Origin of the sequence: Staphylococcus simulans (assembly GCF_002902285.1) — a bacterium.
Lineage (GTDB): Bacteria > Bacillota > Bacilli > Staphylococcales > Staphylococcaceae > Staphylococcus > Staphylococcus simulans.
Genome location: NZ_PPRU01000025.1, coordinates 116,249 through 129,909, shown reverse-complemented (window position 1 = coordinate 129,909; position 13,661 = coordinate 116,249). Strand labels below are relative to the sequence as shown.

Sequence of the window (13,661 nt, the reverse complement as noted above, 5' to 3'; positions counted from 1 at the left end):
TTTGTCTCAATTCGTAACGAATCTATTTTAGCATATATAATAAAAGGATGTGATAGAACGTGATTATACATGATCAATTTGATAAAGAAATTCGGTTGAATTTTACACAACCACAAGATAAACCAAATGGGGAACACGTTCTTGCGATCGCATTTCTCAATGATAGTTATCTTTTAACTAGACATAAAAAAAGAGGGATAGAATTTCCAGGTGGGAAAATAGAACAGGGTGAAAGTAGCGAATCAGCAATTGTTCGTGAAGTCTATGAAGAAACTGGCGGGATTGTTGCTGAGATGACGTATGTTGCGCAATATACCGTATATCACCCAGAAGGGACGAAATGGTTTACGAAAGATGTCTTTGCGGTGCAAGTAGACACTTTAGAAAGTAAAAACGATTATTTAGAAACAGCAGGCCCTGTGACGTGTAAACATTTAGATGAAATTTCGGATGAAGAAAAGAGTTTCTTATTAGAAGACGAAGCGATATTAAAATGTGTAGAAAGAGTGATAGAACTTGGACTTTATCAAAAGAAAGAGGATGCCGATTGATCTCACAACGCATCGTGGTGAAGAAGTAACTTACCTTGTAGATGATTTACGAGTCAAAGGACTTATGATTACACCTAAACAGTCTGTAAAGCGCATTGTAGTCTATTTACGTGGCGGTAAAGGAAAAGTAGGGCGTGTCAGAACTGGACGTCTATTACAGTTTGCGAATGATCATACGTTAGTTTTCGGACCTTACTATCGCGGTAACAATGGCAGTGAAGGCAGAGATGAATTCAGTGGTGATGATTTGCATGATGTGACACAAGCGATCCGTATATTAAAAATATTATATCCAGAAGCTTTTGTGCATATAATTGGTTTCTCTCGAGGTGGATTACAAGGATTATTAACATTCCAAGATTTACCAGCAGACAGCTATATTACTTGGGGCGGTGTATCTGACTTGCATTTGATGTATGAAGAGCGAGTGGATTTAAGAGGGATGTTACGTCGTATGGTAGGGCATCCTAAAAAAGATTTAGCTGCTTATCAAGAAAGAGAAGCTTTACAATATATTGACGCAAATAGTCCACCGATTTTAATTATTCATGGCGGTGAAGATATTCAAGTTGGTATTCATCAAGCTTATTATTTAGAAAATTACTTGAAAAAAATCGGACATCGTTATCAAACGTATTATCAACCTAAGGAAGGACATATTCCGAGACCGAAAGCATTAAAACAAGTATTACAAGTGATACATCAATGGATGGACGATGTTGAAGCAAAAAAGATATAAAAATTCCGAGAAAGGGGTGACCTCTCTCGGAATTCTTTATTTCTATATTTAATTAGGCTTGGAATCCGCCTTTTTCAGCGATTTCATCGTTTTCTTCACCGAATTTCTTAAAGTTTTCAACGAAACGTGATTTCAAGTCTTCAGCTTGTTCACGGTATGCGTCTTTATCACTCCAAGCGTTGATTGGTTGTAGAATTGAATTTGGTACGTCTTCAATTTCAGTTGGAATACTTAAACCGAATGCTTCATCTTTTTCGAATGCAGCATCTTTTAAGTCGCCTTTAATCGCAGCGTCTACCATGCGACGTGTATATTTAAGGCTGATACGACGACCTACGCCGTATTTTCCACCAGTCCAGCCTGTATTCACTAAGTAAACATCCACATCGTGTTTATCGATTAATTCACCTAATAATTCTGCATAAACTTTAGGGTTTAATGGCAAGAACGGTGCACCGAAGCAAGTTGAGAATGAAGGAACTGGTTCAGTAATACCACGTTCAGTACCTGCAAGCTTAGATGTGAAACCACTTAAGAAGTGATACAGTGCTTGTGCTTTGTTTAATTTAGAGATTGGCGGTAACACACCAAATGCATCTGCAGTAAGGAAGATGATTGTATTTGGGTGTGCAGCTTTAGATGGTTTAGCAATGTTTTTAATGTAATCAATCGGATAAGCAGCACGTGTATTTTCAGTGTGCTCGTTATCATCGAAATCAACTGAACCATCATCAGCAACGACTACGTTTTCTAAAATTGTACCGTAGCGGATTGCGTTGAAAATTTCAGGTTCTTTCGTTTTTGAAAGGTTGATTGCTTTAGCGTAGCAGCCGCCTTCAATGTTGAAAATACCATTTTGGTTCCAACCGTGTTCATCATCTCCGATTAATTTACGGTCAGGTGCTGCAGATAATGTTGTTTTACCAGTTCCTGATAAACCGAAGAATAAAGCAACATCACCTTTTTCGCCAACGTTGGCTGAGCAATGCATACTCATGATGTCTTGTTGTGGTAATAAATAGTTCATGACTGAGAAAATACCTTTTTTCATTTCACCCGCATATTCAGTTCCCCCGATTAAGATAACGCGGTGTTTGAATGAAACAATCACGAATGTTTCTGATTTTGTACCATCTACTTCAGGATTAGCTTTGAAGTGTGGTGCTGAAACAATTGTGAAGTTTGGTTTGATTTTTTGAGCTTCTTCTTTTGAAGAAGGGCGGATGAACATATTTTTCGCGAATAAATTATGCCATGCCATTTCGTTCACTACTGTTAAACGTAGTTGTGTATCTTCGTCGCTGCCTGCATAACCATTGAAGACATAAAGTTCATCTTTTTGATCTAAATAGTCTAAAACTTTGTCGTAAAGTCTTAAGAATGTATCTTCTTCAATAGGTTGGTTGATTGAACCCCAGTCAATCGTATCTCTATAAGAAGGTTCATTTACAATAAATTTGTCTTTAGGTGAACGTCCAGTGTATTGACCTGTCAGTGCATTGATAGCCCCAAGCTCTGTCAGTTCCCCTTCGTTGTTGTCCAGAATCTTGTTGTACAATTGTGTAGTTGTGAGTTGGAAAAGTGATGAAGACTTTCCAATCAAATGATCCAACTTATTACGGTTAGTTTGTGCATCTACTGCCATTTTAAAAACCCCTCCAGCGCGTAAGTATTGTTAATAATTGTAAGCCTTTACATTTTCATAGTATAACATAATATGCCGATTATTCCATAACAGATTTAAGATTTTAGACATATAGAATTGACAAGCCTAAAGAGTTTGGGTAGTATTGTGATTAACGGATTCTCTTATCCTGAGTGGCGGAGGGACATGGACCCAAAGAAGCCCAGCAACCTCTCCTTATCGGAGAAAGGTGCCAAACCGTTTGCAAATGTCATTAAAGATGTTTGAACGATAAGAGCGAAAGGACGTTTAAGGGCTTTCTCTCTATGTTTATATAGTTTGAAAGTCCTTTTTTATTTGAGCTCGTAGATAGAGAATTTTCGTAATCAAAATTAAAAGGAGTCAGTTATGTCGAATAATAGAAAATTGTTTACGTCAGAATCTGTTACAGAAGGGCATCCTGATAAAATAGCGGACCAAATTTCAGACGCTATTCTGGATGAATTATTAAAGAAAGATCCGGATGCAAGAGTAGCTTGCGAAACAGTAGTCACTACGGGAATGGCTATGATTGTCGGAGAAATTTCTACAGCAACTTATGTTGATTTTCCTAAGGTTGTCCGTGATACAGTAGCAGAAATCGGTTATACGAGAGCGAAATATGGTTATGATAGCCAAACAATGGCTGTGATGTCAGCAATTGATGAGCAATCACCAGATATCGCACAAGCAGTAGACACTGCTTTAGAATATAGAAATGAAATTACGGAAGAGGAAATTGAAAGTACAGGTGCAGGTGACCAAGGTTTAATGTTTGGTTATGCGACGAATGAAACAGATACGTATATGCCGACACCTATTTACTTCTCACACCAACTTGCGAAACGTTTATCAGATGTCAGAAAAGATGGTACATTAACTTACTTAAGACCAGACGGTAAAGTACAAGTTACTGTTGAGTATGATGAAAATGATAAACCAGCACGTATTGATACGATTGTTATTTCAACACAACATGCTGAAGATGCTTCATTAGATCAAATTCAACGTGATATCAGAACACATGTGATTGATCCAATCGTACCAGCTGAGCTATTAGATGAAGAAACTAAATTCTTCATTAACCCGACAGGTCGTTTTGTGATTGGCGGACCTCAAGGTGACGCTGGTTTAACAGGACGTAAGATTATTGTAGATACTTATGGTGGTCTTGCACGTCATGGCGGTGGTTGCTTCAGTGGTAAAGATCCTACAAAAGTAGACCGTTCAGCAGCATATGCAGCACGTTATGTGGCTAAAAATATTGTTGCAGCAGGATTAGCAGATAAATGTGAAGTACAACTTGCATACGCTATCGGTGTAGCAGAACCTGTATCTATTTCAATTGATACATTTGGAACTGGTAAAGTTTCTGAAGGACAATTGGTAGAAGCGGTAAGAGCTAACTTTGACTTGCGTCCAGCAGGTATCATTAAAATGTTAGACTTAAAACGTCCTATTTATAAACAAACAGCAGCTTATGGTCACTTTGGCCGTACGGATGTTGCTTTACCATGGGAACGTGTAGATAAAGTAGATGCATTAAAAGAAGCTGTTCAAGCATAACTATACAGTTTTTGAATTTGTGACATTTTATTATCGATACATTCGATATTTTCCTTTATAATTGGGAGTAAGATATGTAAAGGAGCGGAATATGTTATGCGACCATTAGAAATTGGTTTGATTGCAGCAATTGTCGTCGCTGTTATCTTCTTTGTCTTATTCTTAGTTGTCTTAAACAGTAAGAAAAAGGCTAAGTTGAAAGCAGAGGAACAATATGAGGCAAAAGAAAGAAGTATAAAAGAAAATTATGAAGACGAGCTTGAAAAAGAACGCGTCGAACATAAAAAAGCGGTCACAAAACAACGCGCTGATTTCGATGAAACAGTGACAGCAAAAGATCGTGAAATCGATGCGCTGAAGCTCTTCTCGAAAAATCATAGTGAGTATGTGACAGACATGCGTTTAATCGGTATCAGAGATCGTTTGGTTAAAGAAAAACGTATTCGACCAGAAGATATGCATATTATGGCGAATATCTTCTTACCTAAAAATGATTTTAATGCGATTGATCGTATCAGTCATTTAGTCTTAACACGTACAGGCTTATACATTATCGATTCTCAATTACTTAAAGGACATGTTTATAATGGCATCAGTCAAGAACAATTCGGTACATTACCAACCATTGAACAAGTCTTTGATGTGTTGGATTTAGATAAACGTCATCCTCAAACATTAGTGTTAGATGAAAATGATGATAAGCAATCAGCTTCATTTGTAAACTACTCAAATCAATTAAAAGAAGTTGAGCACTTAGCAGATACATTGAAGCGCGAATTGAATTTGAAATATACACCAATGGCATTACTTTATTTCAATCCTAAAAATGAAGGTGCAGTGACAATTTCAAATTACGCACAAACAACAAATACTAAAGTACTAGTTGGACCAGAACAATTAGATGAATACTTTAATAAATTCGTTTTCCATGGACGTATTCAATATAATGTTGAAGACTTACAACGTGTTATGGAAGAAATTGAATCATTTAATTAATACAATATGCACTGTTGACTGTAATTTTACAGTTAGCAGTGCATTTTTAATTCAAAATGTTTTACAGTTTTATTCATTGTGCATAGCATAAAGGTAAAGCAACAATGCAAGGAGAGAGAAAATGAATACATTTACGCTATATAATGGACAAACGATGCCACAATTGGGACTTGGCACATATAGAATTGAAAATAGTGATGAATTAGCACAACGTGTATCATTTGCGATAGAACACGGTTATCGCAGTATAGATACAGCTGCACGCTATGGAAATGAAGAAAAAGTAGGAGAAGGCATTAAAAAGGGTATTCAAGCCGCTGGCATACACCGCTCAGATTTATTCATTACCTCAAAACTATGGTTAGATGATTACGGCAGAATGAATGTAGAAGAAGCTTATCAACGAACTTTAGATAAACTTGATTTAGATTATTTAGATTTATATTTAATGCATTGGCCTGGCTCTAATGAAGAAGAAATGATTGATACATGGAAAGGCATGGAAGATTTATTAAAACAAAATAAAGTTAAAAATATTGGTGTCAGCAACTTTCAACCGCATCATTTAGAAAGTTTGTTGTCACATGCATCGATTAAACCAGTGATTAATCAAATAGAATTTCATCCTTATTTAACACAAAATGATTTAAGGTTGTATCTTAAAGCGCAACGTATTCAAGCAGAAGCTTGGTCACCATTTATGAACGGCGACATCTTAAAAGATGAAACAATTCAAGCTATCGCTGACGAAGTAGAGAAGTCACCTGCGCAAGTTGTATTGAGATGGCATATTCAACATGATGTTATTGTGATTCCTAAATCCATTACACCTTCACGCATTAAAGAAAATATCAACGTGTTTGACTTTGAGCTATCCGACGACCAAATGAAACGTATAGATCTATTAAATCAAAATAAAAGTATAGACGCAGGTGTACCATCTTATAAATCATATTAATCAAAAAGAAACGTTACCCTTTACAGTGAGTTGTAAAAGATAACGCTTCTTTTATGCGATAACATAACCGATTAGGCATGCGATAAAGCATAATCCATATTGTAAAAAGCTATACGCAATAAAAAGCATACGTTGTGACTTAGTGGTCAACATATTGGTTAATTCCAGTGATAGGGTAGAGAATGTAGTTAATCCACCTAAAAATCCTACAATAATCAATGGAGACAACCAAGCTTGTGCAATTGCGATACCTGATAGCAAGCTGATTAAGAAACTGCCTACTAAGTTGACAATAAGCGTTGCTATTGGCAGCTGAGTAGATAGTTTTGAACAGCTATTTGTGACAGCTGCACGGACTACAGCGCCTAAACCGCCACCAAGCATTACTAATAAAAGGTTACTCATGACTTAAGGCACCTCCAGCTTTACTACCGATATAGCATACTGCTAAACCAAGAATATAGCTTGAAATCGCGTAGACAAAAAGTAAAATATATTGCTGATGTTCAAACATTTTTGCCAGTTCAAATTGAAATGTAGAGAACGTGGTTAATGCACCTAAAAATCCAGTTGTAATTCCTTTTTTGAGTAAAGGATTAGATTTAAAAGTTTGAATTACCAAGACGGAGACTAAACCCATAAAAAAGGCACCCGCTAAGTTAGCAATAAAAGTTCCGATTGGGAATCCTTGGCCATGATTTAATTGTGAAAAGATAAATCGCAGCAAGGCACCTAGTGCGCCTCCTACGAACACATATAAATACTGCAAAATATCGCCTCGTTACATTTTTAATATATAAATAATGCTACTGTTATAGTGGGTTGTCAATTAAAATTTAATCATACCAAATGAGATTAAAGAAGTAACGATATGAATAACAATCACTATAAATAAGATGATAGGTAACATTTTACTGGCTTTACGAATCCAATCTGTACGTTCTTTTGAATGTTTAATAGATTTATCTGCTAAAATGATCGCAATAATTAGGATAATTGCATTAACAACACTGCTTGTAATTATTTTTTTCGCAATTGAATGAAACTGCTCGTTTAACAGTGGATTATACATGTTAAAGTTAAAACTGATGATAATAAGGATTATAGTAAGGTAAAAATAAAGTTTTGACCGTGACATGATGACCTCCGTTTCTGTACATTCTTTTATAATATCATAAAATTTTAGAGGGTTGTGGTTTCTTTTTTAAACCTTTGTTAACAATTCTGCTGTGAGTTAATCAATCGCGATTTAAACGGGGGAATGTTATAATCAAGTTACTTTAGACAGCATTGAAAGTTAACAGTAATAAGGAGGCACTTATTTTATGGTAAAAGCAGATTTGAATGTAGAAGTATTTGCGGATGGTGCAGATATTGAAGAAATGAAAAAAGCTTACAAAAATAACGAGGTAGACGGATTCACAACAAACCCGAGCTTAATGGCTAAAGCAGGTGTTACAGATTATAAAGCATTCGCTGAGGAAGCTGTGAAAGAAATTCCAGATGCTTCAATTTCATTTGAAGTATTTGCGGATGATTTAGAAACAATGGAAAAAGAAGCGGAAATTTTAAAACAATATGGTAAAAATGTTTTCGTTAAAATTCCAATTGTGAATACAAAAGGTGAGTCTACAATTCCTTTAATTAAAAGATTATCAGCTGACGGCGTACAATTAAACGTAACTGCAGTATACACTTTAGAACAAGTTAAAGAAATTACAGATGCAGTCACAGAAGGTGTTCCAACTTATGTTTCTGTCTTTGCAGGACGTATTGCGGACACTGGTGTGGATCCATTACCACTAATGAAAGAATCTGTAGAAGTAACACATTCTAAAAAAGGTGTAAAATTATTGTGGGCAAGTTGCCGTGAATTATTTAATGTCATTCAAGCAGATGAAATTGGTGCAGATATTATCACATGCCCAGCAGGCGTTATCAGCAAAATTCCAAATATCGGCAGAGATATCAATGAATTATCAGTAGATACTGTTGAAGGATTTGCAAAAGATATTCAAAAATCAGGACTTTCAATTCTATAATTAAATGAGAAATCTAGTATCATGATAATTGATTCTAGTATAAAATAAAGGCAGAAATAATCTTTACCAAGGTATCAGTCCTTATCGTAAAGTTATTTCTGCCTCTTTTTAAAATTTTTACCGGGCAGGTGTATAGATGTCGTGAAAAAAGAGCAATTTGAAACAAAAGTAAAAAAGCAACTTTGGTTCCTAAATAAGAAAGAAAAAGATCAGTTGAGCCAAGTTTTAAAGGATTTAGAAAACAATCAGACTGATACATTAACTTATAAACAGCCTATCAAGTTTTCAAATCAATTTTTAAGAACGCATATCTTTAAAAAGCGTCATCAAGGGACAGCGTCACTATTCTTAATTATTGTTGGGATGCTACTTATCAATGCATTATTACTAGGTTTATTTTTATTTGGTTTACTAACGAGTTTAAGTGTCGTTCAATATTTTGTAAATCCACAAGTCGATTTATCACTTGTACAATTAGCATTAATTCTAATAGGTGGCATTATATCGCTGATCGTCGCAAGTATTTTAATGAAAATCGTTACAGCATTCTTTACAAAAAAGTTGTTAGAAAATCGCTTTAATCAGCGTCATGAAAAGTCATAAAATGTAAGAAGATACATTCTAACCACTTACGATGCACAAACGAGTAATGGGCGTTTACGACTAAATGCACACCATTTTTAAAGATCAGTCTTGTCGTATAGCGTTCTTGTTTTAGACCTATGATTTCCAAACCATTTACAAAATGTTGGATAGGTGCACGTTTATTCTGTATAGGGAATAAAATGGTTTGTTGATTCACGATTAATGGCAAGTGTTTACGAATATTGAGCATTTGTTTCAATTCATATGATGCATATTTAGATTGAGGTGATTCACGTCTTAATATTGCATTCATATAAGATTTTAATGGCACTTTCGTTAAACCATGAAACATGTTGTAAACACATTCTATTTGGAAAGTGTGATGAGGGTAGGAAGTGAAATATAAAATTCTTGGACGTTCACAAACAACCATTATGACATCTCTCCTTTAAGAAAGTGTTTTAAAGGTGCAAGTTTATGGCGAACTTGCATTTGATACTTTCTGATTGTAGTCGCTGACTTCTTCATCAAAGTTTGTATTTCGAACTGTTTATAACCACATAATTTTAAATTCAACCACATGCGTTCATAGTCATTAAGCAGCAAGTAATATTTAGATGCGATCAACTGCGTGAGATAATTGTAATCTGAGTAATCACTTGTATCTTTAATATCAGAGATGATTGCTTGATTACTCTCTTCTAAAACTTTACTTTTCTTTCTAAATAAATCGATGAGATAGTAGTTCAGCCTTTGAAATAAATAACCGCTCATGCTATTATGAATGGACGTATCAAATTGTCGTAATAATGACCACATTTTGATGGATAAAAGTTGGGCATATTCGTCAATATCATACTTAATATTATATCTTTTTAATAAAGCATAAATGATACCCTGGTGTCGGATGATTAATGTCTCTATGTTCATCACTCCACACTTTCAATCTTTGTACATAACATATTATTTCTGGTTGGTTTGAGTTTAACGAAGCGGATTAATTCTTTCATTTGCTAAATGTACAAAATAGGTGTTAAATAGAAGGGTAGAATTAAATAATTTAACAAAATAAATTGTAGTTTTCGACATAATAAGCATGATTAAACATAATTTACTAATAGATGGGAGGATTCCATGGATTACGCACACTTGAATTTAGAACACTTTTTCGCACGCCATGATGAATTGGATATGATTAAAGATAGTTCAGATTTTGTAATGATTAATAATATGACAAATGAAATGATGTATCGTGATGGCAAAATTGAAGGTACAATCGATTTGAACCGTTACTACTATAAGAATAGATCAGAAGCAGCTAGTTTTATAATTATGGAGTACAAACGTCCGGAATAATTAAAAACGAAAGCTAGTATTCGCCTGTTTATTACAGAAATGTCTGTAGATAAATAGGCTGTTTTTTATTTGAAGGATGTTATTTTGCACGAATCATGTACTGAGGTTATAGAAATGTTATTGAAAGAATACAGCAATATTACATTCTGACTTCAAGCACGTTCTATGGAATAAGATATGATAGAATGGTGGTTGGATAACTCTAAATTGTGATACACTGCAAAAAGTGTTAAGATTTAGAATCAAAACGAAATAATTTTTTTAAGTGTTATAAAACCGTAGGAACTATGGGGATAGCTCGGTAGGAAATAAATCAGTCATCATGAATGCGCCGAGAAGCTTCAACACCGTGTTACATAGTGTTAAGCAGTTCACTTTAACTTGACCTAAGAGGTGTAATTATGACGAAACACAAGAAAGGCTCTATCTTCGCAATTATAGGGCTGCTTGTTATTTTGGCTGTGACAGGTTATATTTTCTTTTCTATGATTTCCGACCAAATATTGTTTAAACATGTTAAAAAAGAAGAAACAGTTGAACATTTGGACGTAACTCTGAATCAAGCAGCTAAAAAACAAATTAATAACTATACAAGCCAACAAGTTTCCGACAAAAATGATAGATGGCATGATGCTACAGGAACAGAGATCAAGAAAGCCATGGACAGTGAAAAATTTATCGATGATAAAACTCAAAAGTATCAATTCTTAGATTTATCTAAATATCAAGGTATCGATAAAAATAGAATCAAGCGTATGCTTGCTGACAGACCTACATTATTAGCACATACTGAAGACTTTATTCATGCAGCTAAAAAACGACAAGTAAATGAAGTATACTTAATTTCACATGCTATCTTGGAAACAGGTGCTGTAAAAAGTGAATTATCAAAAGGTGTAGAAATTGATGGTAAAAAATACTACAACTTCTATGGTGTCGGCGCATTAGATGAAGACCCGATTAAAACGGGTGCTGAATATGCGAAAAAACATGGTTGGGATACACCAGAAAAAGCGATTGATGGTGGTGCAGAATTTATTCATAAGCACTTCTTATCAAATCCAGATCAAAATACGTTATATAGTATGAGATGGAATCCTAAGAATCCTGGTGAACACCAATATGCAACAGATATCAAATGGGCAGAAAGCAACGCATCACTTATTGCAGATTTCTATAAAAAGATTAATACTGAAGGTAAATACTACAAGTTATTTGTTTATAAAGATGACAAAGAACATCAATAATAATTCAATATAATATATAGTTTAAAGCGAAATGATTAAATGAATGTGATTTAATTGTTTCGCTTTATTTTTGTTTGTTGCATAATAGAAGGTGAAGCAATAAACAGGGTAGTTATGTAGGAAGAGTAGGAGGTTATTTGTATGCGTGTTGCAATAATCGGAATGGGCACTGCAGGTGTCAGTATTTTAAGACAATTAGAACAACACCCATATTTCAAAGAACTAGACATTGATGTTTATGACAATGCTAAAAATATGGGACAAGGTGTACCATTTCAAAATGACAGCTCACAATTACTAATTAATTTACCAAGTAAGGATATGTCATTAAATTCTAAAGATCAGGAAGAATTCTATCGTTGGTATCAACAACAAAATGATTTTAAATTTGAGAATGCGACTTATTTACCAAGATTTGTCTTTGGACATTATATGAAAAGTTATCTCGATAAATTTAATGACATGTATGACAATATTCATATTATTACTGAAAAAGCGACTGAAATGTACTTGGAAAAAGGTTTTGAAAAAGATGCGCATATTCAATACTTTATTTGTACCAATCATGAACAAGAGGCATGTCGTCAATATGACTATGTCTTTTTGACAGTCGGTACGATGGCGTATCATGACCCATACCAGTTAAAAGGATTAAAAGGATTTATTAAATCACCTTATCCCACATATGAAACATTAAATACAGTGGAAGATACGGATGATATCGCAGTAATCGGAACAGGTTTATCTAGTCTTGATGTTATTCGTTATGTTGTGAAGCATCATCCTAACTTGCCATTGACGGCTGTGAGTCGACGTGGAGAGTTGCCAAGTGTCAGAGGGGAAATGCCAGAAATTACATTAAAGTATCTAACTAAAGAAAACTTTAATCAGATTATTAAATCTCATTTTGGTGTAGTTCCACTAGAGACTGCTATTCATCTCTTTAAGCAAGAGTGTGAGGATTTGAATATCCCACTTCAACAGCTTATCAATCGAAAAGTCGGCGACCCAATTAAAGATTTAAAATATGATTTAGCTCACCCAGAAATATTAGGTGTATTCCAAAGTTTATTAGAAACGATAAAAGAAAATATGAACTGGATTTGGAATAGTTTAAGCATTGAAGATCAAAGGGAGTTTATGAAACGCTACATGCCGATTTTAAAAGCGAATTCCAACCCAATGCCGCCACGCACAGCACGTTTGCTTATAGAAGAGATAGAAGCGGGACACTTGTTAATCAAAAAAGATTTAGAAAAAGTTGTACAAGAAAATGATACCTTTGTTTTCAAATATAAAGATTCAAACGAAACTGAACAATATAATGTTGTGATTAATGCGACTGGACCTAGAACACAATTAAAAGATTTAGATGAAGATGACGGCTTTTTAATTGATATTGCGAATAGACAAATTGTGCAAGCGCATCCGATGGGCGGCATTCAAATTGTGCCTGAAACAAATCAAGTCATCAGCCCGAGATACGGAACACTGCCACACTTAATTGCGATTGGTCAGATTACCAACGGCATCAACCAAGCACGAAATGGTGTCAATATGATTGTGCGTCAATCTGTACAAGCGGTTAATAGTTTATATGAATTTCATTCGGAGAATAGATAATCATTAAGTAATAATTATTGTCAGTTAAATTAAAATAAGCTATGATAAATATATGAGCAAAGTATTGCTCGTTCGATTCAGAAACAATTTCATAATATTCTTTCGGGGCAGGGTGCAATTCCCAACCGGCAGTAAAAACATAAGCCTGCGACCTGTACTCTATTTTAGAGTATGGCTGATCTAGTGTGAATCTAGAGCCGACAGTGAAAGTCTGGATGGGAGAAAGAATCAAGACGTCATTAAATATGATTTAAAACGCGTATTTAAGTGAAGTCTAGTTTGTGTTAGCAATTTTTAACATGGGTGGACTCTGTTTAAATACGGTGATGATACAT

At 34.7% G+C, this 13,661-nt stretch carries 16 protein-coding genes and 2 riboswitches; of the genes, 10 read left to right on the top strand and 6 right to left on the bottom strand.

Annotated features, from left to right (window positions below; all coding sequences use genetic code 11):
- Positions 1-59: 59 nt before the first annotated feature.
- On the top strand, positions 60-551 hold the full coding sequence (gene ytkD, locus CD112_RS06700) for an RNA deprotection pyrophosphohydrolase (protein WP_002481259.1): 492 nt from the start codon (positions 60-62) through the stop codon (positions 549-551).
- Entirely contained in the window at positions 517-1,290 is a 774-nt protein-coding gene (locus tag CD112_RS06695) for an alpha/beta hydrolase family protein (protein WP_057509771.1), read from the top strand. Before ytkD ends, CD112_RS06695 begins: the two co-directional genes overlap by 35 nt.
- 52 nt (positions 1,291-1,342) lie before the next feature.
- On the opposite strand, the gene pckA is transcribed toward CD112_RS06695, so the two are convergent.
- Positions 1,343-2,935 (bottom strand): phosphoenolpyruvate carboxykinase (ATP), encoded by a 1,593-nt coding sequence (gene pckA / locus CD112_RS06690; RefSeq protein WP_002481257.1) that lies wholly within the window; start codon positions 2,933-2,935, stop codon positions 1,343-1,345.
- Between the two features lie 161 nt (positions 2,936-3,096).
- A riboswitch (SAM riboswitch) is annotated at positions 3,097-3,212 on the top strand.
- Positions 3,213-3,322: 110 nt separating this feature from the next.
- Here pckA and metK point away from each other — a divergent pair.
- From metK to CD112_RS06675, 3 genes are all read left to right on the top strand, one after another.
- Positions 3,323-4,519, top strand: a complete 1,197-nt coding sequence (gene metK, locus CD112_RS06685) for a methionine adenosyltransferase (RefSeq protein WP_002481256.1) — start codon at positions 3,323-3,325, stop codon at positions 4,517-4,519.
- A 96-nt stretch (positions 4,520-4,615) separates the two neighbouring features.
- Positions 4,616-5,515 (top strand): NERD domain-containing protein, encoded by a 900-nt coding sequence (locus tag CD112_RS06680; protein WP_103364059.1) that lies wholly within the window; start codon positions 4,616-4,618, stop codon positions 5,513-5,515.
- Positions 5,516-5,636: 121 nt separating this feature from the next.
- Positions 5,637-6,473, top strand: coding sequence for an aldo/keto reductase (locus CD112_RS06675; RefSeq protein ID WP_103364058.1), 837 nt, complete (start codon positions 5,637-5,639; stop codon positions 6,471-6,473).
- 51 nt (positions 6,474-6,524) lie between these two features.
- Here the strand turns inward: CD112_RS06675 and CD112_RS06670 are convergent, their stop codons facing one another.
- The 3 genes from CD112_RS06670 to CD112_RS06660 are packed head-to-tail and all read right to left on the bottom strand — an operon-like array spanning position 6,525 to position 7,611.
- The gene (locus CD112_RS06670; protein ID WP_002481253.1) at positions 6,525-6,878 is read right to left on the bottom strand and encodes a fluoride efflux transporter FluC; all 354 of its coding nucleotides are present in this window, start codon (positions 6,876-6,878) and stop codon (positions 6,525-6,527) included.
- A complete protein-coding gene (gene crcB, locus CD112_RS06665; RefSeq protein WP_103364057.1) occupies positions 6,871-7,242 on the bottom strand; it encodes a fluoride efflux transporter CrcB in 372 nt (123 codons plus the stop codon). Before crcB ends, CD112_RS06670 begins: the two co-directional genes overlap by 8 nt.
- 60 nt (positions 7,243-7,302) lie before the next feature.
- Complete coding sequence (locus CD112_RS06660; protein ID WP_057509776.1) at positions 7,303-7,611, bottom strand: hypothetical protein; 309 nt, start codon at positions 7,609-7,611, stop codon at positions 7,303-7,305.
- Positions 7,612-7,798: 187 nt separating this feature from the next.
- Between CD112_RS06660 and CD112_RS06655 the strand changes: the two genes are divergently transcribed.
- Positions 7,799-8,515 carry a transaldolase gene (locus tag CD112_RS06655; protein WP_002481250.1) on the top strand — a complete coding sequence of 239 codons (717 nt, stop codon included), beginning with the start codon at positions 7,799-7,801 and terminating at the stop codon, positions 8,513-8,515.
- Positions 8,516-8,656: 141 nt separating this feature from the next.
- Positions 8,657-9,118, top strand: coding sequence for a hypothetical protein (locus CD112_RS06650; RefSeq protein WP_103364056.1), 462 nt, complete (start codon positions 8,657-8,659; stop codon positions 9,116-9,118).
- On the opposite strand, the gene CD112_RS06645 is transcribed toward CD112_RS06650, so the two are convergent.
- Together CD112_RS06645 and CD112_RS06640 are read right to left on the bottom strand one after the other, a co-directional pair.
- On the bottom strand, positions 9,093-9,452 hold the full coding sequence (locus CD112_RS06645) for a hypothetical protein (protein WP_126498008.1): 360 nt from the start codon (positions 9,450-9,452) through the stop codon (positions 9,093-9,095). The two genes, CD112_RS06650 and CD112_RS06645, sit on opposite strands and share 26 nt — an antisense overlap.
- A gap of 80 nt (positions 9,453-9,532) precedes the next feature.
- A complete protein-coding gene (locus tag CD112_RS06640) occupies positions 9,533-10,030 on the bottom strand; it encodes a sigma factor (RefSeq protein ID WP_103364054.1) in 498 nt (165 codons plus the stop codon).
- Between the two features lie 204 nt (positions 10,031-10,234).
- Between CD112_RS06640 and CD112_RS06635 the strand changes: the two genes are divergently transcribed.
- From CD112_RS06635 to CD112_RS06625, 3 genes are all read left to right on the top strand, one after another.
- Positions 10,235-10,456 (top strand): hypothetical protein, encoded by a 222-nt coding sequence (locus CD112_RS06635; protein WP_023016000.1) that lies wholly within the window; start codon positions 10,235-10,237, stop codon positions 10,454-10,456.
- Positions 10,457-10,857: 401 nt separating this feature from the next.
- On the top strand, positions 10,858-11,703 hold the full coding sequence (gene sagB, locus CD112_RS06630) for a peptidoglycan release complex glucosaminidase SagB (protein WP_002481245.1): 846 nt from the start codon (positions 10,858-10,860) through the stop codon (positions 11,701-11,703).
- Between the two features lie 141 nt (positions 11,704-11,844).
- Positions 11,845-13,326, top strand: coding sequence for an FAD/NAD(P)-binding protein (locus CD112_RS06625; protein ID WP_002481244.1), 1,482 nt, complete (start codon positions 11,845-11,847; stop codon positions 13,324-13,326).
- 94 nt (positions 13,327-13,420) lie between these two features.
- A riboswitch (FMN riboswitch) is annotated at positions 13,421-13,557 on the top strand.
- Positions 13,558-13,661 lie beyond the last annotated feature (104 nt).